Raw genomic sequence first — 22,862 nt, 5'->3', positions numbered from 1 at the left:
CCCCTTAGTTCCAGCCAACCGGATCGTCGTAGAAGCCGACGAGCACCGCTGCCGCGGACGCGGTCACCAGCGGCTGCTCACCGAGCCCGGAGGCGACGATCCGCTCGGCGCTCCCCCACCGGCCGGTCAACCGCGCGACGACCGCACGGACGTCGTCGAGATACGCCGGGACGCTGCCGCCGACCACCATCAGCTCCGGATCCAACAGCGTCATCAGCTGCGCGACGGCCCCGCCGATCCGGGTCGCGCGCTCTCTCAGGATCGCGTCCGCCCGCTGTTCGCGCGCGGTGACGCCACGGCTGGCCAACGCGGCGAGTTCCGCTATCCCGTCACGGGCGGTCACCGTCTTGGACCTGCGTGCCGCTGCGAGCACCGCGCGATCCGTGGCCACGTCACCGAGGCGGACGTACTTGTTCGGGGCCGCACGATCGCCTGCGGGCACGATCAGGTCGGCGACCGAGCCCTCCGCCCCGGCCACCCCCACCCGGACCTCCCGGTTCACCGACAGGCCCAGCTCCAGCACGTTTCCGACGAACAGGTAGGCGATGTCGCTGACCGTGCGCGCCGCGCCGAACAGCAGCTCGGCGAGGGTCTCCGACCGGACGTGGCTGTCCACCGTGACCGGCGGGCCGACCTGCGCGCCGAAGCGCTCGGCCAGCGAGACCTCCCGCCAGCCGAGCGCTTCGTTCGCCCGGACCACCCCGGACGTGGGATCCACCCAGCCGCCGGTGGTCGCGCCGACCCCGATCACCGGCCCCGGCGCCCCGGCCGCGACCTCGTCGACCAGGACCGAGGCCTCCCGCAGGGTCGTCGTGACATCGCTCGGGTCACGTTCGTGCCGCCGCCACGTCACGCACTCCCCTTGCAGGTTCACCAGACCGACCGTGGTCCACTGAAGTCCGAAGTGGACACCGATGGCGAACCGGGCGTCCGGGACGATCGCCAGCGGCACCCGGGGCCGGCCGCCCTGGGTGCTGCGCGCGTTCAGGGCCTGTATCGAAGTCCCCGTTCGATGAGAGTCGGGATCGGGGCGGTTCCTGGCGTCGCCGCAGGAGCGCCCTAATACCGGGTTGTATTCGGGCGTTTCGGCGGTGGCGCCAGGGACCGCATCCGGCCCGGCTATCGCGGACGGGGACTTCGATACAGGCCCTAGTTCACGCAGCAGGCCGGCGTCCATCAGGGCGGCCGCGATCCGGGTGACCGCGCCCTGGGTGAGGCCGAGCCGGGTGGCGATCTCGGCACGGGACAGCGGGGTCGTGATCAGCAACTGGAACAGGGCGGCACCGTTGGTGTTGCGCGCCTGCGTCGGCCGGGTCACGCGGGGAGTCCGCGTCATGGTGTCGTGGCGCCTTCCAGCTCTCGGCCGGTGGTGGCCAGGAACGGTGAAGCCAGCACGATACCCGCGGCGATCAGGAAGGCACACGCGTACAGGCCGATCGTGGCCAGCCCGAGGTCCGCGAGCAGCGTCGGGACCAGCACCACGTTCGCCGCGATCGCGAGCCGGGTGGCTGCCTGGGCGATGCCGGAGCCGAGTCCACGCAACGCGGTCGGGAACGCCTCCGCGCTCCACACCCACGACAGGACACCCGGCCCGAACCACGTGAGCAGCGAGTACGCGATGAAGCAGACCACCAGCCACACCGTCGAGTGCGCGCCCAGCGTGGCGATGCCGATGCCGGCGACGAACACCCCGAGACAGGTCCAGATCCCGAGCGTCCGCCGGTTCACCCGGTCGATGATCGTGGCACCGGCCGTCACCGCGATCAGGCCGATCACGAACCCGGCCAGCGAGAAGTACAGCGAGTTCGACCGGCCGATCCCGGTGCTGTCCAGCACCAGCGGCCCGGCGACGGTGGCCACCGCGCCCCCGAACGCCTGGATCGCGAAGAACGCCGTGACCGCCAGCAACCTGCGCCATGCCTTGCCCGCCAACAGGTCCCGGTAGCTGCGGCGCTGTTTCACGACTTGGGCCGTCGGCGGTTCGAGGTCGAGCATCTCGAAGACGCGCCGTGCCTCGTCGTCCCTGCCCTGCGCGAGCAGCCAACGCGGCGACTCGGGCAGGAACTGCCGGGCCACGAGCACCATCGCGGCCGGGATCGCGGCCAGGCCGAACAGCCAGCGCCACGTCTCGTTGCCGAACACCGGACCCAGCAGCAGCGCGAGGACCACCGACACGATCGCGCCGCTGAGCCACATCATGTTCGGCAGGCTGCCGGCGATCCGGCCGCGGCGGCTGCGCGGCGAGATCTCCGCGAGGAACGCGTGTGACGTCGGAATGTCCATCCCCACCGCGAGACCGAGCACGAACCGGACCACCACGAGCTGCCAGAAACCGCCGGCGAACGCGGCGCCGATCGACGCGACCACGAAGAACACCAGGTTGATCATGAAGATGACCCGGCGGCCGAACCGGTCGGAAAGGTCGCCGAACACCAGCAACCCGACCGCGGTGCCGACGAACGCGGCCGCGCTGACCACCCCGACCTGCCCGGTGGTCAGGCCGAAGTACGGGCGCAGGAACAACATGGCCGCGCCGATCACCAACAGGTCGTACCCGTCGATGAACTCGCCGAAGGCGACAATGCGGGACGTCCAGTTCTTCGCGAACTTCGCCCGCGCGGCGGACGGGACCGCGACTCTTCGAGCGGTGACTGTCGACATTGGTCAGTTCCTCTCGGTCAGGACTGCGCGAAGCCGACGCTCGGCGGGGAGCCCACGGCGGTGCCGAAGAAGTCGGTCGCCGGCGCTCCGGACACGGTCACCCCGGCGTTGACCACCGGCGATCCGGTCAGCGGCCGGTAGTCGCCCGCGGCGGTGTTCGACGGGCCGGGGTTGGTCAACGCGGGATTGGCCGTCAGCGAACCGGTCGCCGGCGATGGCACGGGAACGTTGAAGAACAGGTCGTGGTTGAACGTGATCGCTGAGTCGTTGAACGTCCACACCGCTTGGCCGCTCGACGAACGAGTCCAGATGTTGTTCGTCATCGCGAGCTGCACCGCGCGGTCGTTGGTCGCGCTCTCGGTGATCAGTTGGTGCGCGGAGCCGACCTGGTCCGGCACGTAGATCGTGTTGTTGTAGAGCCGCCCGTTGTCCACGCCGCCACTGCACACCTGGATGGTTCTCGCGTGGTCGTTCACCGACAGGTTGTAGCGGATCACGAAGTCCTTCGAGTGCCCGGGAACCGTGGCGCCGTACGGGCACAACAGGAAGAACCCGCCGTCGTTGTTCCAGGACCGGTTGTACTGGAACGTGACGCGGTTGGTGGAATGATCGACGTCGTACGCCATTCCGTCCTGTGTGGAGTGTCCACCAGTGGTGTCGTTGTACTGGAACAACATGTCGTCGCTGTTCGCCGTCCACATTCCCGCGTTCGGCGAACCGGACCGGATGTTGAAGCCGATCAACGAGTTGTGCTCGACCAGGCCGCCGGTGCTCGTCATCGGCGCGATGCCGTCCCCGCCGATGTCCGACAACGTGTTGCGGCGGATGACTGTGTTCGTGATTGGATGCCAGGACTTTGTGCAGAGGTCAGACCAGAACTGCACGAGGTCGGGCCGCTGGCACCAGTTCGACCAGGTGTAGATGCCCTGCCGGTCCACCGCGGAGATGGTGTTGTCCTGAACGGTGAGCCCGGTGAAGGACGTGGGTGTCGACGTGCCGAGCGCCTCGGCGACGATCCCGCCGGACGCGCCACCGTACTTCCCGGACCCGTTCCCAGCTCCCGTCGTCGATGGCATCTGTCCGCGGACATCGTGGATGTTCAACCGCTGCAACGTGATCCCGGCCAGGTCGCCCGCGTCGGTCGCCTGCACCCACACCCCGCGTCTCGCGGTCTTGCCGTCCCCCATCGCGGAGAGTTCGAGGTCCTGGACGGTGACGTACCCGGCGTTGTTCACCCATACCGCGGCCAGGTTGCCGTTGGCCTCGATGTGCGGCAGCGCGCCGGAACCGTAGGCGCCGTACACGATCGGATTCCCAGCGGAGCCCGGGACGTGTGCCCACAACTGCCCCTTGCAGGTGGTGCCCCGCCGGAACAGCATCTGGTCACCCGCCGCCAGCGGCACCGCGTTCGCGTTCGGCATGCTGTTGATCGGCGAACTCTGGGTCCCCGAACCGTTGGTCGGCGACGTGCAGTCCACATAGACCGTCCGACCCGCCGCGGCCGCGGTTCCCGGTAGTGCCATCGCGACCAGCATGAAACCACAGGCCACGCCACGCATCATCGCGCGCATGCCACCTCCCAAGGGGGGTTACTTGTCACGCTCAAGTTACTCGGCCGTGCGTCGCCGCACAACAGGCGAAAAGTCTTAACCGATCATCCGGAGCACCGCGTGAGCGGCCATCAACCAGGTACGTTCCTTGCCCATCGCGGTCCGGACCCGCTCGGCCACCGCGAACGCGCCCTCCGGATCCCGCAGTACCGCGGCGATCGCCGCACCCCACCGCTGGGCGTCCTTCTCCTCGTCGTCCGTGACCGGCACGACCAGGCGGTGGACCTCGTCCGGCACGACCTCACGCACCAGGTCCGCGAGTCCACTCGCGTCACTCACCAGCACCGGCGTCGCCGCGACGATCGCCTCCATCCCGACCAACCCGAAACCCTCGGCCCGGGACGGCATGAGCACCAGAGTCGCCCGCAGCAGGTCATGTTCGAGTTCCTCGCTGTCCACAGTGTACGAACGAGGAGTCACCCGGAGCGACCGTTTCCCGGACCACGCGTGCACCGCCGCACGAACCTCGGTGAACTCGTCCTTCGGCACACCGCGCAGCACCAGCTCCACTCTGGACGCGTCGAACCCCAACAGGTCGACCGCGTTGGCCAACGCCCGCGCGGCCACATCGACACCCTTGACCAGCCGGTCCTCCATCCGACCGAGCAGCAGCACCCGGACCGGCCGCCCACGCGGCGGCGTGCGCGGAGTGGTCCGGTCGGTGTCGAACCCCGGGTCGATGTGCACGGGCTCGGGCGCGTTGGGGAAGGGAGACAACTCGGCCTGCACAAGATCGCGGAGCCGTGGCCCGATCCCGGCGGCGATCGCGGGCGGGCGCAGCAGCGCGCGTTCCTCCTTCATCCGCTCCTCGGCGGACAGACCGGCGTCGTTCTTCCGGTCCAACTTCAACCACTCCACCTCGTCCGGCGCCATGTGGAGGATGTGTAGCCGTGGAACGCCATCGAAGTGATCGTCCGCGACCACGGCCGCCGCGCGACCGGTGATCCGGCCGTGCCCGATGATCAGATGGGGCACAACGCCGTCCGGCAGTCTCGGCCGACGACTCAACGCCTCCTGTTCGCTGGAACCGAAGAGCCGCTTGGCTTTGATCAGCCGTACCCCACTCGCAGTGGCGTCAGCCTGCTCCTCTTCGGAGGCACTGAGCACAACGCAGTACACCTCGGCGCCGGCGACGGCAAGCGCCTGGCAAAGCCGCCGGTTGACCGTGCTGAGGCCGCCGTGCGCGGAGAACCACTCCGTGGCGAGGACCAGGATTCGGATCGGCGCGGAGCCATCGTCGGGTGACAGTCCCCCAGCGGACGCCCTGGCCGAGACCCACAGCTTCCCGCTGTCCTTGATCTTGTTCTCGTGCAGGGTCTTGCCGGGGTCGAGTCGTTCCCGGCCGTCGTCGGTCTCGGCGTCCACGACCGTGCTGACCAAATCATGGGGATACTGCCCCACGATCGCGTCGGCGATGTCCGCGGGAGTCATGACCGACGGCACCGACTGCAGCAGATACGGCGTGGTGTCCGGGCCGTACACGGTCAGCTCGCTGTAGAGGTACGGCCGGAACCGGTGGTTCTCGTAGGTCACCTGGAGCGAGACGCCGGGTGCGTAGGCCTGGATGGCCTCATGGATCCGCTGCCGGAGACGGGCGGCGTACCGACCCGGATCCGGGACCGAGACCGAGCACTGCCGGTTGGCGGTGTACAGCAACTCGGGGGCGTCCGAGGCGACCTGCTCGCGGACGACCCTCAGGAACTCGTTCGGCAGGTCGGCACCAACCAGCGTGAGCGTGTGCCACGGTCCCTCTGTGTACGGCCTCCTCGGTGGGGTGGTCCCGGACCACTTGGCATGCATGGCCTGGATCTCGGGGTTGCCCTGGAACGTGGCGGCCGTGAGGGCGATCAACTGGGGAAGCGTGTCGGGTGCGCCGAGTCCCAGCTCCATCTGTTGGATGCCCGATGTCCAGAACGAGCTCGCGTCCAAGAACAGAGGCAGCAGGTGCACGGGATAGCCGGCCCGGATGAGCACTGCCTTCGCGGTCGTCTCGTCGAAGTACAGCTTGGCCATGAGTGCGGCCACTTCGGGATGCTTCATCCAGCGATGTCCTCGGGTCCGGTCGATCGGCGGCCCTCAAAGCTTAGGCCGCCCGGCCGTCAGGACGGCGAGGTGACGCTCCCAGCGCTGGCGCGGTGTTCTTTGCCGTGCGGGTCCTTGCAGTGGTCGACTCCGTCGGTGATGCCGAGCACCGTCGGGGCACAGTGATCCACTTGCAGGGTCACGTGTTCGATGTGGTGCTCGTCCGCCAGCAGCCGGGCCAGGTCGCCGCGGACCGCGTGGCAGTCCTCGCCCGGGTCGACCAACACGTGCGCGGACAGCGCGGGCTGGCCTGAGGTGATCTCCCAGATGTGCAGGTCGTGGACTTCGGCCACGTGCGGGCGGGCCGCCAGGGCCGCGCCGATCGCGTCCGGGTCAAGACCAGCGGGGGCGGCTTCGAGGAAGATCCGGCTGGACTCGCGGACCAGGCCGTAGCCGGCTTTGACCATCAGCGCGACGACTACCAGGGTGGCGATGGCGTCCGCGCGGGCGAAGCCGGTCAGCAGCATCACCAGGCCGGCGACGGCGGTGGCGATGAACGCGAACAGGTCGTTCAGAATGTGCTGGAACGCGCCTTCGACGTTCAGGCTGGACCGGTTCGCTCGGTTGATCATCATGGTGGCGGCCAGGTTCACCACGATCCCGATCAGAGCGACCACGAGCACCAGGCCGCCGGTCACCTCGGGCGGGTTGATCAGGCGGTGGATCGCCTCATAGGTGAGCCAGGCCGCGAGCAGCAGCAGGGTCAGCCCGTTGGCCAGCGCGGAGAGGATCTCGACGCGTTTCCAGCCGTAGGTCATCCGGCCCTTGGCCGGCCGCGCGGCCAGGCGGATGGCCCACAGGGCCAGGGCGATCGCGGCGGCGTCGGTGAGCATGTGGGCGGCGTCCGACAGCAACGCCAAGGACCCCGCGAGCAGGCCGACGACGACCTCGCCGAGCATGAACACCACGATGACCGCCAGCGCGCCGGCCAGCCATCGCTGGTCGGATTCGCTGGTCGCCTGGCCATGCCCGTGGCCGTGTCCAGTGCCCACCCTGGTCCCCTCTCCTGTCGGATGCGTACCACCAATGTATGCATACATTGCGATATGTTCAACCTTCAGCGGGTGTACGCTTGAACACTTGCACAAGTACTTGACAGTTGACGGTGAGCCTGGGTTCACTGTTCGGAGCAGCCGAGAGACGGATACGGACAAGGAGGTGAGGGACGTGCGCGACAGCAGTCCGGGGCGAAGTAGGCCCCTGTATCCCCCTCACGTTCCGGCATCCGCGCCCACTCGCTGACTCTCGTTCCAGTGGTTTCGCGGTGCCCCGATCGGCCTTTGACGGCCGAGAGGAGTGTTTCCCATGACTGCGACCATCAACACGACCATCATTCGGACCGAGCGGACCGTTCTCGGCAACCCGCCCAACCGCCGCGCACAACTGCGGATGCGCTGGGAGGTCTCTGTGGACAAGAACGGCAACCGGTCCCTCCGCGCCCGCTGGACTGAAGACAAGTTCGGCGTAGCCCAAAAGTAGGTATGGGTGTTGCTTCTCATGGCGGCTGGGCCGTGGCAGAATGCGCGGATTGCTTCGCACAGCCACTGATCCACCACTCACCGTGTTGCCCCTGCGAGGACACCCATGGCAGAACAACGTCGTTCTTCCGCACATGAGTCGGAAAATCCGACTCGCCGCCGCTTTCTCGGATATCTGATCGCCGCACCCACCCTCGCGGTGGGTGTGACGTGGCTCGGCGGGGACGGCGCCGAGGCCGCCGTCCCGTCGCTGCCGCAGCCGGAGCAGCTCTTCGATCTCGGCGACCTGCAGAACCTGGCCGCGTTGCCCACTTCGGGGCTGGTCAGCGTGCAGGTCAACGAGGACGGCACCGCGTCGTTCGCCCTGCACCGCTGCGAAGTCGGCCAGGGCATCACCACCGCGGTCGCGATGATGATCGCCGAGGAACTGGACCTGCCGGTCGACCGGGTCCACGTCACGCTCGCCGACGCCCGGCCGGAACTGCTGATGAACCAGCTCACCGGCGGCTCCAACTCGGTGCGCAGCATCTACACACCGGTCCGGACCGCGTCCGCCATCGCCCGCGAACGCCTGGTGAACACCGCTGCCGCGCACTGGGGCGTCCCGGCGAGCGAGGTGACCACGAAGAACGGCGTCCTGTCGCACAAGAACGGCAAACGCGCGACGTACGGCTCCCTCACGAAAGCCGCGGCCGTCAACCGGACAACACAGGTGACGACCGCACTGAAATCGTCGGCGGACTTCAAAGTCCTTGGCACGCCACATAACCGGATCGACGCGCTGGACATCGTCACCGGTCGCAAGCAGTTCGCGATGGACATGCACGTGCCGAACGCGAAGCCGTGCATGGTGCGCCGGCCGCCGACGATCAACGGCACAGTCAGGACAGTCCGGAACATGGCCGCGGTCAAAGCCATGCCCGGCATCACGGACGTCGCGGTGGTCACCTACGGCGTCGCCGTCCGCGGCGACACGTTCGGCCAGTGCGTCGACGCGCTGCGGGCGCTTGACGTCGACTGGAATCCCGGTCCGGTGGCCGCCGAGTCGGACGCGACCGTGCTGTCGAAACTGAAGAAGGCGCAGCTGCCGATGGTCGTGCCGCCGCTCGGCGCGCTGTCGGTCGACGCCGAGTTCACGTTCGCGTTCGCCTCCAACTCCCCGCTCGAACCGGACAACGCCATCGCCGACGTCCGGTCCGACCGCGCGGAGATCTGGTCGACGCTGAAGGTGCCGATCGTCGCGCAGGAGGACATCGCCCGCCAGCTCGGCCTGCCGCAGAACAAGGTCGTGGTGCACGTGGTGCCCGGCGGTGGCTCCTTCGGCCGGCACCTGTTCCACGACGTCGCCGCCGAGGCCGCGGAGATCTCCCAGAAGATGGGCAAGCCGGTCAAGCTGTCCTGGAGTCGCACGGACGACTTCCGACAGGGGCGCGTCCATCCGATGTGCACGTCCCGGGTGCGGGCCACGTACCTGCTGGGCAACGTGCTCACGTTCGAGCAGCGGCACACCAGTTCGGAGACCAGCTTCAGCCACGGCCTCGGCCAGATGATCACGGCGACCGCGGCGCGGCTGCCGATCGCCGGCAACCTGACCTTCGCCGAGTCGATCTTCCTGCTGTCCCAGTCGGTGCCGTACAACTTCGGGGTGGTCACCCAGTTGTTGAACGAGATCCCGGAGAAGTTCAACACCGGCAGCATGCGCAACATCTACTCGCCCAACGTGGTGACCGCACTGGAACTGGTGGTCGACAAGCTGGCGCAGAAGATGGGCAAGGACCCGGTGGCGTTCCGCCGCGAGTTCCTGAAGGACGAACGCCTGCGCGCGGTGCTGGACAAGGCTGTCCAAGTCGGACAGTGGGGCAGGGCGATGCCGAAAGGCATGGCACAGGGGATCGCGGTGCACGCCGAGTACCGCGCCGCGTGTGCCGTGCTCGTCGAGATCGACTGCCGGCCGGAGACGGTGAACCGGCCGATCCGCGACGGGGTGACCGGACCGCGCGTCACCAAGGCGACAGTCGTGGTGGACGCCGGCCTGCCGCTCAACCCGCGCGGCATCGACGCCCAGATGATCGGCGGCCTCAACGACGGCATCGCCATGGCGCTGACGTCCAGCCTGCACATCAAGGACGGCATCCCGCTGGAAGGCAGCTGGGACAACTACTTCTACACCCGCCAGTGGAACACGCCACCGGATGTGCGAGTCGTCGTGATGCCCGCGACCACGGGCACGCCCAGCGGTATGGGCGAACTGGGTGTCGCGCCTTCGTTCGCGGCCGTGGCGTGCGCGTACGCACGTGCCACCGGCACCATGCCGACCAGGTTCCCGATCAACCACGGCACGTTGAGCTTCGAGCCGTACCCCCTGGAGCCGTCCACCCCGCAGTCGCCGACCGACGGCCTCGACAGCGCGTTCTAGGCCGTGTTTCAGATGTCCCGATCGCGATAGCCGGGCCGGATGCGGTCCCTGACGCCACCGCCGGCACACCCAAAGACAACCAGTATTCGCGGCGTACCGGCGGCGACGCCAGGAACCGCCCCGATCCCGGCTCTCATCGACCGGGACACCTGAAACACGACCTAGGAGTTCCCCTTGCCACAACACACTTTCAAGCTCAACGGCCGCCAGGTCACCGTGGACGTCGCCGACGACGTGCGGCTGCTGTGGGTGCTGCGTGACATCCTCGGCGTGACCGGCCCGAAGTACGGCTGCGGCCTGAACGTCTGCAAGTCGTGCACCTCGCACATCAACGGCAAGGCGTTCAACCCCTGCTCGGTGCCGGTGTCGAAGATCAGGTCGACCGACGAGATCACCACGATCGAGGGCCTGCCGGCGACCGTCGGCCGCGACCTGCACCCGATGCAGGAGGCGTGGCTGGAGGAGGACGTGGCCCAGTGCGGCTACTGCCAGCCGGGCCAGATCATGGCCGCGGTTGCCCTGGTCCGCAAGGTCCGCGCGGAGGGCCGCTCGATCACCGACGCGGACCTGGACGCCCTGCGCAACATCTGCCGGTGCGGCACGTATTCCCGAATCCGGACCGCGATCAAGAAAGGCGAGGCGCGGATGTGACCTTGTGTGTCACGGTGACATTGTCCTGCCCTGTCAGCATCGCTACGGTGTCCGCACGCAACCGGGCGATGACCATGAAACAGGGCGGTAGCAGATGCCACAGTGGCGAGCCGATCAGTTATCACCGCCTTCGCCCGCCGTCACCGAAAAGGCGGCAGACTTCCGGCTCGGTGGGTTCGTGCGGACACATCTCGCCAACCACAACGCGCTCTGGAAGGACAGCAAACGCGACGCGGCCCAGGGGCGGCTACTGGGCTGCCTGGGGGCACTCCTCGGTGTCGTCCCCACGCTGTTCGCAATCGGCGCGTTCGTCAACGGCAGAGTGGCCGTGGGACTCTTGTTGGTCATACCGCTCGCCGTTGTCATCGGCGTAGCCGTGTCGCGGAATCGCCAGCGAAGCCAGCAGGGGCCGCGGCCGTATGAGGTGGTCTACGAGTTCGAGCACGGTTTCGCCTGTCCCAGTCCGGACGGCGCCTTCGCATTCCGGTGGGACGCCATCACCTCGATCCACCAGGCCGTCACTCGCCATTTCTACAACGGGGCGTACACCGGAACCAGCCACGTCTACACGATCGCGACCGGCGACGGCGGAAAGATCGTGGTGAGCGGCCGGTCCCTCGACCAGGGCCGGAAGCAGTCCGAGTTCTCCATGGCCACGGTGCTGATGGACCAGGTCAGCGAACGGATGCTCACCGCCGCCGCGGCCACCGTCAACGCCGGCAAGGAGGTCAGGTTCGACGAGTTGGCCATCGGCGTCGGCGGCATCGCCCACGCGACCGACTCCGTCCCGTGGTCGCGCGTCACCGGGCTGACGGCCAAAAACGGCACGGTCATCATCCAGGTCGACGGCAGGAACTGGTGGACCCGCCAGGTTCAACTCGTCCCCAATTTCCCGGTTTTCTGGGCATTGAGTCAACAACTGAGCGCGACATCCAAGAACGAGCGTTGACAGCCCCGGCGGTTGCCTCACCACATCGTATCGCTTATCGTATACGAAATCAGGGCCTCTCAGCGCTGTGAGGTGATTCGTGACCGTGGCCTTGTCCCCGTCGACCACGCTGCTGGTCGCCCGGGACTTCACCGACTTCCGCACGGCGGTGTCCCAGTCGTTCGTGCCGCTGCACGTCTCCAGTACGCACAGTGACCACTTCCGAGCCCGGATCAGGTCCGGCGGTGCCGACGACGTGCAGCTGTCCGAGATCGCCGCCTCCGCGCACGTGGTGGAGCGGACCCCGGAGCTGATCGCGCGGGGCGACCGCCGCTACTACAAGCTCAGCCTGATCCTCGCCGGCACCGGGATGCTCGTCCAGGACGGGCGGCAGGCCGTCCTGCACCCCGGTGACGTCGCGTTGTACGACACCGACCGGCCGTACTCCCTGGTGTTCGAAGAGGACTTTCGGACGCTCGTGGTGATGTTCCCGCAACGGCTGCTGGACCTGCCGGCGGACCTGGTCGGGCAGATGACCGCGGTCCGCATGTCCGGCAAGGAAGGTGTCGGCAACATCGTCGTCCCGTTCCTCGTTCAGCTCGGTTCGAACCTGGACCAGCTCGCCGGGCCGGCCGGGGTACGGCTCGCGCACAGCGCGGTGGACCTGCTGACCACGATGTTCGCCGCCGAGCTGGACATGGCCCGCGCCACCGCCGACCCGCACTACGAGCTGATGCGCCGGATCCGCGCGTACGTGGACGGGAACCTGTCGTCGCCCGACCTCGGCCCGGCCCAGATCGCCACCGAGCACTACATCTCCACCCGGCACCTGCACGGCCTGTTCCAGGAGCAGGGGACCACGGTGTCCGGCTGGATCCGCACCCGCCGGCTCGAACACTGCCGGCGCGACCTGCTCGACCCGGTGCACGCGGCACGGCCGGTCGCGGCCATCGCCGCGAAGTGGGGTTTCGTCGACGCCGCCCACTTCAGCCGCGTGTTCAAGACCGCGTTCGGCTGCTCCCCCAGCGAGCTGCGCGCCACCGGTTGACCGTAAGCGTCGGGTACTTGCCCTCCAGTGCGTGATCGCTGGCCACGGCCGGGTGCCGCGCCGACGATGAGGCCATGACATCCGACGAGGAATGGCGCACCTACGACGAGTTCGCCGCCGGGATCGCCACGTACCGCCTGCCGAACGCGGACCTCACCGGTCGTGAGCTGTCGATCACCCTGGACGACGGGACAACTCTGGACCTGTGCTTCGAGGACGCCGCCCACGTGGTCCGCGACGGAGTGAAGGACCCGTATGACGCGGTCGCGGTGCGCGCGGACGTCTTCTTCGTGAACCTGCCGCTCACCAGTGTCGAAGGCGAAGCGCTGACGATCATCTTCTCCACGACGACACATCGCGCTGTCGCCGTGCGGTCGGTCATCGGCGCCGAGGACGTCGCCGGTGTCCCCCGCGTCTCGCAGACGTTCTGGACCGGGACGACCAACGGCGGACCGCCGTCCGGCGAGGTGCCTGGCCCGTCGCGTGACCTGATCGGCAAGCGCAACATCTACCGCTACAGCCCGGATCACCTCTACGAGCACGTCTACATCTCCTCGCAACGCTACGCCTGGCAGTGCCTCGAAGGCGTGCAACGCGGCCACGGGGACATGGACCTGTCCACGGTCTGGAAGTTCGCCGACGGGCTCTACCTGTTCTGCTTCCGCGAGTTCCGGATCGCCGTGGCCAGCGTCTGGCTGCACGACCTCGGCTACGCGCTGCGGACCACAGGCGTGTTCCTCGGCCTGACCGGCGACGGCCGGTCCGAACACTCCCGCGCCGGCGGGCACATCTACCCACTCGGCACGGTCAGCTACCCCGACGCCCAACCTGTCTGAAGGAGAACCCTCAAGTGTCCAATGTAGACGTCATCGCCGCACACTACGCGGCGAGCGACCGCGGTGACCTGGCCGGCATGCTGGCGCCGCTCGGCCCCGACACGACCTGGACCGAGGCGAACGGATTCCCTTACGCCGGAACGTATGTCGGCCCGGAAGCGGTCCAGGAGAACGTCTTCGCGGCGATCGGCCGGGACTGGAAGGGCTACACCTTCACCCTCGCCGAACTGCTCGACGCGGGCGACACCGTGGTGGGGCTCGGCACGTACACCGGCGAACACAGGGAAACCGGCCGATCTTTCACCGCACGGGTCGCGCATGTGTGGAAGTTCAGTAACGGTTCCCTCACAAGCTTCGAGCAGATCGTCGACTCAGTGCCCGTTGTGGAGGCAATGGTCTAGTGCGTGCCGGGCGGGACAACACCCGTGCCCGCAGAGACAAGGCACGCCGCCGTGGCCGCTCGTAGGGTCCATCCACCTCGACAAGCCACAGACGGGAACCGCCATGAGAAAGACTTTCCGAAGACTGGCGATCGCCACCACGGCCGTGCTGGCGGCCAGTGGTTGCGCCAGCACCGAGGCCGGGACGAGCGGCCCGATCGTGGTCGGGTCCGTCAACGCGCTCAGTGGCGCCGCCACATTCCCTGAGGCGTCCCAGGCCGCCAAGGCCGTGTTCGACGCCGCCAACGCCAGCGGCGGCGTCAACGGCCGACAGATCCAGTACAAGGCCATCGACGACAAGGGCGACCCGGCGGCAGCGGCCGCCGCGGCGCGCGAGATCGTCGGCGGTGACAAGGCCGTCGCGTTGGTCGGCTCGTCCAGCCTGCTGGAGTGCCAGATCAACGCGAAGTACTACGAGCAGCAGAAGATCCTGTCGATCCAGGGCATCGGCGTCGACCCGGCGTGTTTCTCCAGCCCCAACATCTCGCCGGCGAACGTCGGGCCGTACCACGACATGACGCTGACCCTGCTGTACGGCTCCGAGGTGCTGAAACTCGACGACATCTGCGCGTTGCTGGAGATCGCGGGCAACACCTTGCCGTCGTACCAGGCAGCCATCGACGAGTGGTCGCAGCAGACCGGCAAGAAGCTCAAGTACGTTGACAGCACCGTCCCGTACGGCGGCTCGGACTACACGTCGTACATCGTCAAGGCGCGGGCCGCGGGCTGCAAGGCGATCACGGTCAACCCGGTCGAGCCCGACTCGATCGGCCAGCTGAAGGCCGCGCAGGCGCAGGGCTGGACCGACGTCACGTGGCTGCTGCTGACCAGTGTGTACAGCGACAACTACGCCAAGGCGGTCACGAACGCGGGCGCCGGGATCTACGTCCCCGCGGAGTTCTACCCGTTCACGGACGCGAGCAGCTCGCAGACCAAGGAATGGCGTGACCTGATGTCGAAGAACGGCATCCCGTTGACGTCGTTCAGCCAGGGTGGCTACCTCGCCGCGAAGTACTTCCTCGAGGTGGTCAAGGGCATCAAGGGCGATATCACCCGCGAGTCGGTCACCAAGGCGCTGCAGGAGATGAAGCCGATCAGCGACCCGATGGTGGGCACCCCGTATCTGTTCGGCACGGGCCAGACGCACCACGACAACACCGCGGGCTGGCCGGTGAAGCTCAGCTCCGGCGCCGGCAAGTGGGAGCTGGCGGCCAAGGACTGGCTGCGGATCCCGAAGAAGTAGAGGAGTCTCGATGCTGCAGGGAGCGCTGGCGGGTCTCGCCGCGGGCGGGCTGTACGCGGTGCTGGCGGTGTGCCTGACGTTGATGTCCCGGCTGGTCCGGGTGGTCAACTTCGCCCAGTCCGCCACCGGGATGTTCGGTTCGTACGTCGCCGTGTACCTGGCTGTCCACCAAGGACTGCCGGTGTGGCTGGCCACGGTGGGCGGCATCCTGCTCGGCGGCGCGCTCAGCGCGGCGCTCGGCTGGGTGATCTCCACCTGGCTGGCCGAGGCGGACACCGGGACCCGGTCGGCGGTGACCGTGGCAGTGCTCCTGCTGCTCATCTCGTTGTCGTTCATCCTGTTCGGCAACAAACCCCAGCCGTTCCAGCCGATCCTCGGCGGCCCCGCGTTCTCCGTCGGCGGGGTGGTGATCAGCCAGGTCACCCTGGTCACGGTCGGCATGGCGGTGGTGGTCGCGCTCGGCTGCCGGGCGATCCTGACCAGGACACCGGCCGGGGTGCAACTCCGGGCCCTGTCGGAACGGCCGACCACCGCGGAACTGCTGGGAATCCCGGCGAGACCGCTCAGTGTCGCGGTGTGGACGGCGACCGGGCTGATCAGCACGCTGGTGGTGTCGTTCGTCGCGCCGTCGCAGTCCAACGACGCGACATCACTGGCGATGCTGGTGGTCCCGTCGGCCGCGGCGGCGCTGCTGGGCGGTTTCCGCCGGCTGGACCTGGCCGTCGTGGGCGGGTTGGCACTCGGCATGCTGCAGGGGGCGCTCGCCCAGTCCGACGACCTGTCGGTGCTGCGGTACTTCCTGCCGTTCGTCGTCATCGCGGGTGTGCTGCTGTGGTCGCAGCGCAAGGAGGTGTGGGATGCGGCCCGCTAGACTGGGAATCCCGTTGATCGTCGCCGCGGCGGCGGTCGGCGTGGGTTACGTACTGAGCGTCGGGCTCGAGGGCTACTTCGTCTACCTGGGCATGAGCGCGGTGGTGGCCGCGATCGCGCTGCTCGGGCTCGGCGTGGTCACCGGCAGCGCCGGGATGATCTCGTTGTGCCAGTTGACGTTCGGCGCGGTCGGCGCCTGGGTGGTGTCCTGGCTGAACACCATGGACGCGCCTGGCGGGTTCATCGTGTGGCTGCTGCTCGGCGGGATCGCCGCCGGACTGGTGGGTGTGATCGTCGGGCTGCCGGCGTTGCGGCTGCGCGGAATCAACCTCGCGGTGGTCACCCTCGGCCTCGCCGCCGCGGCCGACCTCACCCTTGTGCAGCTTCAGTTCCCTGGCACGACCGAGGGGATCCCGGTCGCCCGGCCGGACAGCTTCTCCGACGACCGCTCGTACTTCCTGTTGGGCGTGGTCGTGCTGGTGGTGTGCTGCCTGGCCCTGCATTTCCTGCGCCGAGGCCGCTGGGGCAGCGGTTGGCTGGCTGTGGCGTTCTCGGAACGCGGTACGGCCGCGGCCGGCGCCAGCGTCCGGACGTCGAAGCTGACCGCGTTCGCGGTGAGCGCGGCGCTCGGCGGGATCAGCGGCGGGCTGCTCACCGGGCAGGTCGGCCTGGCGTTCCCGGCCAGCTTCACGTCCATCCAGTCGCTGGCGTTGTACGTCCTGGCGATCATGTCCGGCGTGCACCTGATCGACATGGCGGTGTTCGGCGCGGTGCTCTGGGTGGCCGTTCCCGAGCTGCTCAAACGCTGGGGTGTGCCACAGGACTGGGGTTTCGTGATCTTCGGTTTCCTCGGCGTACAGGCGCTCGCCAGCGGCGGGAACCTCGGCACGGCCCTGCGGGATCTGTGGCATCGCCGGGCCCGCGCGCGGGAGGCCGTTCACTTGGAACGCGGCACCAACGGATCCGAGTACATCGCTCCGCCGCTCGGCGAGCCGGTCCTGGTGGTGCGCGGACTGAGTGTCCGCTTCGGACACGTGGACGCACTGGCCTCAGTGGACATATCGCTCCGGGAACACAGCGTGCTCGGCGTGATCGGGCCGAACGGCGCCGGCAAGTCCACCCTGGTCGACGCGATCAGCGGGTTCCTGCCGCAGGCGCAGGGCGAGGTGGAGTTGGACGGCCGCCCGCTGACCGGCTCCCCCACTCGCCGCGCCCGCGTGGGTATGCGCCGGACGTTCCAGCAGGACCGCGTCCCACCCAGACTGACTGTGGACGCGTACGTCCGGTTCGTGGCACGGCGGCGTCTGACGTCGCAGGAGATCGCGGAGGCGCTGGAGTTCTTCGGCTGCCCGCCGGCCCGGACCCCACTGTCCTGGGTGGACGTCGGCGCGCGCAGGCTGGTCGAAGTCGTCGGGCACCTGCTGGCGCGGCCCCGGATCCTGCTGCTCGACGAGCCGGCCGCGGGCCTGCCGCACGAGGAGCACGTCGCGTTCGGCGAACGGCTGCGCCGGGTGCCGGCCCGGTTCGGGGTGTCCGTGCTGCTCATCGAGCACGACCTCGACCTGGTCCGGTCGGTCTGCGACACGATCACCGTGCTCGACTTCGGCCGGGTGCTGGCGAGCGGTCCGCAGGCCGAAGTCCTGGCCAATCCCGCGGTGCTCAAGGCGTACATGGGCGAGAAGGAGCTGCTGTGACCGCGTTGCGGGTGTCCGGGCTGACGGTGTCGCGCGGGGCCGGTGCGGTGATCCGGGACGTCAGCGTCGAGCTGGCGCCCGGCCGGATCACCGCGCTCGTCGGGCCGAACGGAGCCGGGAAGACGAGTCTGCTTGAGGCGATGTCCGGGGTGATCCCGGCCGCGCACGGCAGCGTCCACATCGGACAGACCGAGATCACGAAGCACTCCCGGGTGGCGCGGTCCCGGCTCGGGCTGGCGCACATCGAGCAGGGCCGTGCCGTGTTCGGCGGACTCACCGTGCTGGAGAACCTGCGGCTCACCGCACGTACCCGCACGAGGGTCGACGAGGTGCTGGAACTGTTCCCGGAGCTGGACAAGCGCCGCGACTCCGCGGCCGCCCTGCTGTCCGGCGGTGAGCAGCAGATGGTCGTGCTGGCCCGTGCGTTCGCCGCACGGCCGGCGTTCCTGCTCATCGATGAGATGTCACTGGGCCTCGCGCCGGTGGTGTTCACCCGGCTGCTGCCGGTGATCACCCGGTTCGCCGAGGAAGGCGCGGCGATCCTGCTCGTCGAGCAGTTCACCCACCTCGCGCTGGGGGTCGCGCAGGACGCGATGGTGGTGTCCTCCGGCCGGGTCACGTACACCGGCAGCGCCCGGACCCTGCTGGACTTCCCCGACACACTGCACTCGGCCTACCTGGGCGAGGCGTAGCCTCGCCCAGGTCCCGTCACATGCCGGCGCGTTCGAAGGCGAGAGTGGGCAGGTCGACCGCGTGCGCGCCGCCGTCGGCGACCAGGACCGCACCTGTGATGTACGAGGACTCCGCCGAGCCCAGGAACCGCACGATCGCGGCGATCTCGTCCGGTTCGGCCGGCCGCCGCAGCGGGACCTCGGCGGTCACCCGGCGGTACGCCTCGTCGTGGCCGCCGCTGAACCCGGCCGCCGCGGCGAACTGGTCCATCTCGCCGTCCGCCATCGGGGTCCGGACCCAGCCCGGACACACCGCGTTCGCACGGACGCCTTTCGGCCCGTAGTCGCGGGCGATCGACCGGGTGAGGCCGATCAACGCGTGCTTGGCGACGGTGTACCCGGCCACGTTCGGCCCGGCGAACAGCCCGGCCAGCGACGACACGATCACCACCTGGCCACCGGTCTCCACCAGCGCGGGCAGCGCCGCCCGGCAGAACACGAACGCGCTCGACAGGTTCGAGCGCATCGCGATCTCCCACTCGTCGTCGCTCGTGTCGGTCACCGAGGAGAGCCCGTGGCCGCCCGCGTTCGCCACAATGACGTCCAGCCGGCCGAACCGGTCGACGATCTCCGCGATCGCCTTGTCCGCGTCCTCCCGCAGGCTCGCGTCGCAGGCGATGACGTGCGCGCCGGTCTCCTCGGCGACCTCCGCCAACGGTTCGCGCCGTCGCCCGAGAACCACGACCTGGGCGCCTTCGCCCGCGTACCTGCGGGCCACCGCCGCGCCGATGCCCGTGCCGCCGCCTGTGACGGCGACGACCCTGCTCGATGTGTTCACCCTCAAACCTTTCCTAAGCGGGAAAACCCGACCGTGCCGACACGCCGAAGTCGGCGAGCACAGCCTGGCCGTTGACCGTCCGCGACCGCGCGGACGCCAGATACAGCACGTGCTGGGCGACGTCGTCGGTCGCCTGCACGGGAAACTCCGGGTCGTCCAGCGCGTCGCCGAGGTCACCGCGGGACATCGGCGTGTCCACCACCGACGGGCACACGCAGTTCACCCGGACTCCGTCCAGCTCGACCGCCAACGCCTTGGTCAACGTCACCAGGGCGCCCTTGGACGCACAATAGGGCGCCATGCCCGGCGCGCACACGAACGCGGAGTCGCTGGCCAGGAACACCACCGACGCACCCGGCGCCAGCCACGGCAAACAGTGCTTGACCAGCAGGAACTGCCCGGTCACGTTGACCGCGAGCACGGTCGCGAAGTCCTCGGCGGTGGTTTCGGCCACGGGTGTGCCGACCGGCCCGGAGATCCCGGCGCAGCCGACCACGACGTCCAGCCGGCCGAACCGCTGGGCCACGGTGTCGACCGCAGAAGCAAGCGCTTGTTCGTCAGTGACATCGGCCTGGACCGCCACGACCTCGCCGTCCAGCCCGCCGAACTGCCGGACCGGCTCGTCGGTGAAGTCGCCGACCAGCGGCGGGATCGGGCTCCGGTCGATCAGCCCGACGCGGGCGCCTTCAGCGAGGAACGCCCGCGCGCACGCCGACCCGATGCCGGACGCGGCGCCGGTCACGAGCACGGCCTTGCCCGCCAGATCAAGTCGCATGTGGTCATCCTCAGGCCCCGCCATACTGCGGGGTTTGGCCGCGAGCGCATCCTTCTTGTCCTGTGCCGCACGACCGCCATCGGGCCGTTCCGGGCGGGCGTGGCCTGGCGGAGACTGCCCGGACCAGCACTGTCATGACTACGAGGAACGAGACCCATGCCCGACACCGCCCTTAATATGTCCGATACGTCGACCTGGCTGCCGTTGGACGGCCTGGCGCCGGGATTCGACGCGAACAAGGCCGCGACCGTCGGGGACCTACACGGCCGCTCCTTCGCGCTGACCTACCCGGACGGCCTGGCGTTCTCGGCGGCGTTCGCCGGCAACAGGATCGACTGGAACGGCGGCACCGACGACTGCGAGACGTTCCTCGTCGACGACGACCTCTACTACGTCCAGTTCCATCCGCAGACGCGTCCGGAGCAGGCGTACTCGCTGTTCCTGGACCTGCGGCAGGGCCGGGCGCTCGTCGTGATCACCACGATCGGCGACACGGGTGTGCCGCCGCGCGTCAAGCAGACGTTCCTGCCCGCCACCCTGGACGGCTTCGACGTCCGTGGGGACGCGCCGGCCGCCAGCACGGCACTCATCGGCAGACGGGCCATGTGGGTGTACAGCAGCGCCCACGCGTATGAGCACGTTTACCTCAGCCCGCACTGGTACACCTGGCAATGCCTGTCCGGACCGGAGAAGGGCCTGGCCGACACCGACGAGAACTCGGTCTACCAGCTGCGTCCCGGCATCTACGTGTTCACGTGGCGGGAGAAGGTGATTTCGTGCGCGTCGGTGACCGTCGCCGACCACCGCAACGCCCGTGCGTTGCGCTCGCACGGCGTGCTGTTCGGTCTCGACGCCACCGGTCAGACCCCCACGCACTTCACTTTCGGCGCGTACGGGCGCCTGCTGAGCACGACCGTGCACCCCGCTCCCTTCGACCCGGCCGAGGACTGACCGTGACCGCCGACCTGATCCTCACCAACGCCAAGGTGTACACAGTGGACACCGGGCAGCCGTGGGAGTCGTCGCTCGCCGTCAAGGACGGCAAGGTGTCGGCCCCCGAGCGCGGTCCGGACACCGAGGTGGTCGATCTCGGCGGCGCGTTCGTCATGCCCGGGTTCGTCGACGTGCACAACCACCACAGTTTCGCCGGCCGGGCCGCGCTGTTCGAACTCAACTTCGGCGGGGACGCCTCGTTCGCACAGATCCTGGACGCCGTCCGTTCGCACGCGCGTGACCTCGGCCCCGATGAATGGGTGGTCGGCGGCGCGTGGGCGTCCACTTTGGTCGGAACGCTGTCGCCCGCGGCCGCGCGGCACGCGCTCGACGAGGCGTCCGGTGGACGTCCAGTCGTCCTCGCCGACGACAGCAGGCACTGCCGTTGGGTGAACAGCCGGGCGTTGGCGATCGCCGGGATCACCGCGGCGACCCCGGACCCGCCGAACGGGGTGATCGTCCGTGACCCGGTGGACGGCACCCCCACCGGACTCCTGTTGGAGGCCGCCGGCCTACAGGTGGAACGAGCCGTCCAGCAAGCCGGGGTGTTCAGCTCCGACCAGCACGTCGAAGCGTCCCGGCACGCCATCGGCATCCTGCATTCATATGGCGTCACCGCGTTCCAGGACGCCGGGGTGTCCATCGACATCATGGGCGCGCTCAAGCTGCTGGACGCGGCGGGCGAACTGGACGCGTGGGTGGTGTCGTCGATGCTGGTCAACGACCCGCTCTTCGGCTTCGACCCGATCGGGCACCCGCTGCTCGCCCTGGCCGAGCACTACCGCACCGAGCACCACCGGCCGGACTTCGTGAAGATCTTCCTGGACGGCGTGCCGCCCACCCGGACCGCGGCGTTCCTGGAGCCGTACCTGCCGGACGACATCCACGGCCCCGGTTTCCGCGGCGAGACCACCATGAACGGCCCCGAACTGGCGGGCTGGCTGCTCGCCGCCGCGAAAGCCGGCCTGTCCGCGAAGATCCACTGCACCGGCGACGCGTCGGTCCGCGCGGTGCTCGACGCCGTCGAGAAAGTCCGCGCCGAGGGCCACAAGGACGTGATCTTCCAGGTCGCGCACGGCCAGTTCGTGCACCCGGACGACCTGCCACGGTTCGCCGACCTGGGCGTGGCCGCGGACATCTCACCGTTCCTGTGGGTACCCGGCGTGATCCCGTCCGCGATCGCCGGCGTCCTGCCGGCCGAACGAGCCGAGCGGATGCAGCCGAACCGCGCGCTGCTGGACAGCGGCGCGATCGTCGCGGGCGGCTCGGACTGGCCGGTCAGCGAGTCCCCGAACGCCTGGGAAGGCATCGCCGGCCTGGTCACCCGCCAGGACCCGACAGGCACGTTCCCCGGCGCGTTGTGGCCGGAGCAGGCAATCACCCTGCCCGAGGCGATCGAGGTGTTCACCCTCGGCAGCGCCCGCGCCTGCGGCCTTGACGACGTCACCGGCTCACTGACCCCAGGAAAGTCGGCCGACTTCATCGTGCTCGACCAAGACCCCTTCCACACCCACGACCTGGCCGCCACCACCGTCACCCAGACCTGGTTCGCCGGCCGAAAGGTGTTCGATCGGACCTAGTACCCGGTACACCATCGACGGACGCGTTCTCCTACACTGGTAGACAAA

At 68.7% G+C, this 22,862-nt stretch carries 19 protein-coding genes and 1 pseudogene; 13 read left to right on the top strand and 7 right to left on the bottom strand.

Annotation, left to right across the window (positions count from 1 at the left end):
* Positions 1 to 4: 4 nt before the first annotated feature.
* The 5 genes from EV192_RS21830 to EV192_RS21810 all read right to left on the bottom strand — a co-directional run bounded on the left by EV192_RS21830 (position 5) and on the right by EV192_RS21810 (position 7,345).
* Positions 5 to 1,336: an ROK family transcriptional regulator gene (locus EV192_RS21830; RefSeq protein WP_132118135.1), complete on the bottom strand. Its 1,332-nt coding sequence runs from the start codon at positions 1,334 to 1,336 to the stop codon at positions 5 to 7.
* Complete coding sequence (locus EV192_RS21825; RefSeq protein WP_132118133.1) at positions 1,333 to 2,661, bottom strand: MFS transporter; 1,329 nt, start codon at positions 2,659 to 2,661, stop codon at positions 1,333 to 1,335. The genes EV192_RS21830 and EV192_RS21825 overlap by 4 nt, the downstream gene beginning before the upstream one ends.
* Positions 2,662 to 2,678: 17 nt before the next feature.
* Positions 2,679 to 4,232: a right-handed parallel beta-helix repeat-containing protein gene (locus tag EV192_RS21820; protein ID WP_132118131.1), complete on the bottom strand. Its 1,554-nt coding sequence runs from the start codon at positions 4,230 to 4,232 to the stop codon at positions 2,679 to 2,681.
* Positions 4,233 to 4,307: 75 nt separating this feature from the next.
* Positions 4,308 to 6,311 carry a glycosyltransferase gene (locus EV192_RS21815; protein WP_132118129.1) on the bottom strand — a complete coding sequence of 668 codons (2,004 nt, stop codon included), beginning with the start codon at positions 6,309 to 6,311 and terminating at the stop codon, positions 4,308 to 4,310.
* A 59-nt stretch (positions 6,312 to 6,370) separates the two neighbouring features.
* A complete protein-coding gene (locus EV192_RS21810) occupies positions 6,371 to 7,345 on the bottom strand; it encodes a cation diffusion facilitator family transporter (protein WP_243726980.1) in 975 nt (324 codons plus the stop codon).
* A 313-nt stretch (positions 7,346 to 7,658) separates the two neighbouring features.
* Between EV192_RS21810 and EV192_RS53965 the strand changes: the two genes are divergently transcribed.
* From EV192_RS53965 to EV192_RS21760, 11 genes and pseudogenes are all read left to right on the top strand, one after another.
* The gene (locus tag EV192_RS53965; protein ID WP_165960534.1) at positions 7,659 to 7,832 is read left to right on the top strand and encodes a hypothetical protein; all 174 of its coding nucleotides are present in this window, start codon (positions 7,659 to 7,661) and stop codon (positions 7,830 to 7,832) included.
* A 105-nt stretch (positions 7,833 to 7,937) separates the two neighbouring features.
* Complete coding sequence (locus EV192_RS21805; protein WP_132118125.1) at positions 7,938 to 10,247, top strand: molybdopterin cofactor-binding domain-containing protein; 2,310 nt, start codon at positions 7,938 to 7,940, stop codon at positions 10,245 to 10,247.
* A gap of 174 nt (positions 10,248 to 10,421) precedes the next feature.
* Positions 10,422 to 10,898 (top strand): (2Fe-2S)-binding protein, encoded by a 477-nt coding sequence (locus EV192_RS21800; protein ID WP_132118123.1) that lies wholly within the window; start codon positions 10,422 to 10,424, stop codon positions 10,896 to 10,898.
* 178 nt (positions 10,899 to 11,076) lie between these two features.
* Positions 11,077 to 11,847, top strand: coding sequence for a DUF6585 family protein (locus tag EV192_RS21795; RefSeq protein WP_132118121.1), 771 nt, complete (start codon positions 11,077 to 11,079; stop codon positions 11,845 to 11,847).
* A gap of 79 nt (positions 11,848 to 11,926) precedes the next feature.
* Positions 11,927 to 12,909: pseudogene (locus EV192_RS21790) on the top strand (AraC-like ligand-binding domain-containing protein).
* A 39-nt stretch (positions 12,910 to 12,948) separates the two neighbouring features.
* Positions 12,949 to 13,710 (top strand): MoaF C-terminal domain-containing protein, encoded by a 762-nt coding sequence (locus EV192_RS21785; protein WP_132118117.1) that lies wholly within the window; start codon positions 12,949 to 12,951, stop codon positions 13,708 to 13,710.
* Positions 13,711 to 13,724: 14 nt separating this feature from the next.
* Positions 13,725 to 14,111 carry a nuclear transport factor 2 family protein gene (locus tag EV192_RS21780; protein WP_132118115.1) on the top strand — a complete coding sequence of 129 codons (387 nt, stop codon included), beginning with the start codon at positions 13,725 to 13,727 and terminating at the stop codon, positions 14,109 to 14,111.
* 103 nt (positions 14,112 to 14,214) lie between these two features.
* On the top strand, positions 14,215 to 15,393 hold the full coding sequence (locus EV192_RS21775) for an ABC transporter substrate-binding protein (protein WP_132118113.1): 1,179 nt from the start codon (positions 14,215 to 14,217) through the stop codon (positions 15,391 to 15,393).
* 10 nt (positions 15,394 to 15,403) lie between these two features.
* Positions 15,404 to 16,264: a branched-chain amino acid ABC transporter permease gene (locus tag EV192_RS21770; protein WP_132118110.1), complete on the top strand. Its 861-nt coding sequence runs from the start codon at positions 15,404 to 15,406 to the stop codon at positions 16,262 to 16,264.
* Positions 16,251 to 17,957, top strand: a complete 1,707-nt coding sequence (locus tag EV192_RS21765) for a branched-chain amino acid ABC transporter ATP-binding protein/permease (protein ID WP_132118108.1) — start codon at positions 16,251 to 16,253, stop codon at positions 17,955 to 17,957. The genes EV192_RS21770 and EV192_RS21765 overlap by 14 nt, the downstream gene beginning before the upstream one ends.
* Complete coding sequence (locus EV192_RS21760) at positions 17,954 to 18,649, top strand: ABC transporter ATP-binding protein (RefSeq protein ID WP_132118106.1); 696 nt, start codon at positions 17,954 to 17,956, stop codon at positions 18,647 to 18,649. Before EV192_RS21765 ends, EV192_RS21760 begins: the two co-directional genes overlap by 4 nt.
* 16 nt (positions 18,650 to 18,665) lie before the next feature.
* Here the strand turns inward: EV192_RS21760 and EV192_RS21755 are convergent, their stop codons facing one another.
* Positions 18,666 to 19,466, bottom strand: a complete 801-nt coding sequence (locus tag EV192_RS21755; protein ID WP_132118104.1) for an SDR family NAD(P)-dependent oxidoreductase — start codon at positions 19,464 to 19,466, stop codon at positions 18,666 to 18,668.
* Positions 19,467 to 19,479: 13 nt separating this feature from the next.
* Entirely contained in the window at positions 19,480 to 20,241 is a 762-nt protein-coding gene (locus EV192_RS21750) for an SDR family NAD(P)-dependent oxidoreductase (protein ID WP_132118102.1), read from the bottom strand.
* A 156-nt stretch (positions 20,242 to 20,397) separates the two neighbouring features.
* Between EV192_RS21750 and EV192_RS21745 the strand changes: the two genes are divergently transcribed.
* Both EV192_RS21745 and EV192_RS21740 read left to right on the top strand, forming a co-directional pair.
* Positions 20,398 to 21,192 (top strand): molybdenum cofactor biosynthesis F family protein, encoded by a 795-nt coding sequence (locus tag EV192_RS21745; protein WP_132118100.1) that lies wholly within the window; start codon positions 20,398 to 20,400, stop codon positions 21,190 to 21,192.
* A gap of 2 nt (positions 21,193 to 21,194) precedes the next feature.
* The gene (locus EV192_RS21740) at positions 21,195 to 22,814 is read left to right on the top strand and encodes an amidohydrolase (protein ID WP_132118098.1); all 1,620 of its coding nucleotides are present in this window, start codon (positions 21,195 to 21,197) and stop codon (positions 22,812 to 22,814) included.
* The last annotated feature ends 48 nt before the right edge of the window (positions 22,815 to 22,862 follow it).

Origin of the sequence: Actinocrispum wychmicini, from assembly GCF_004345645.1 — a bacterium.
Lineage (GTDB): Bacteria > Actinomycetota > Actinomycetes > Mycobacteriales > Pseudonocardiaceae > Kibdelosporangium > Kibdelosporangium wychmicini.
The sequence above is the reverse complement of the archived record's forward strand: the minus strand, read 5'-3'. Positions and strand labels throughout refer to the sequence as shown.

Excerpts from the sequence above, each read along its gene's own strand:
- EV192_RS21830 (WP_132118135.1), bottom strand. The coding sequence starts at position 1,336 with ATGACGCGGACTCCCCGCGTGACCCGGCCGACGCAGGCGCGCAACACC.
- EV192_RS21825 (WP_132118133.1), bottom strand. The coding sequence starts at position 2,661 with ATGTCGACAGTCACCGCTCGAAGAGTCGCGGTCCCGTCCGCCGCGCGG.
- EV192_RS21820 (WP_132118131.1), bottom strand. The coding sequence starts at position 4,232 with ATGCGCGCGATGATGCGTGGCGTGGCCTGTGGTTTCATGCTGGTCGCG.
- EV192_RS21815 (WP_132118129.1), bottom strand. The coding sequence starts at position 6,311 with ATGAAGCATCCCGAAGTGGCCGCACTCATGGCCAAGCTGTACTTCGAC.
- EV192_RS53965 (WP_165960534.1), top strand. The coding sequence starts at position 7,659 with ATGACTGCGACCATCAACACGACCATCATTCGGACCGAGCGGACCGTT.
- EV192_RS21805 (WP_132118125.1), top strand. The coding sequence starts at position 7,938 with ATGGCAGAACAACGTCGTTCTTCCGCACATGAGTCGGAAAATCCGACT.
- EV192_RS21785 (WP_132118117.1), top strand. The coding sequence starts at position 12,949 with ATGACATCCGACGAGGAATGGCGCACCTACGACGAGTTCGCCGCCGGG.
- EV192_RS21775 (WP_132118113.1), top strand. The coding sequence starts at position 14,215 with ATGAGAAAGACTTTCCGAAGACTGGCGATCGCCACCACGGCCGTGCTG.
- EV192_RS21770 (WP_132118110.1), top strand. The coding sequence starts at position 15,404 with ATGCTGCAGGGAGCGCTGGCGGGTCTCGCCGCGGGCGGGCTGTACGCG.
- EV192_RS21765 (WP_132118108.1), top strand. The coding sequence starts at position 16,251 with ATGCGGCCCGCTAGACTGGGAATCCCGTTGATCGTCGCCGCGGCGGCG.
- EV192_RS21750 (WP_132118102.1), bottom strand. The coding sequence starts at position 20,241 with ATGCGACTTGATCTGGCGGGCAAGGCCGTGCTCGTGACCGGCGCCGCG.
- EV192_RS21745 (WP_132118100.1), top strand. The coding sequence starts at position 20,398 with ATGCCCGACACCGCCCTTAATATGTCCGATACGTCGACCTGGCTGCCG.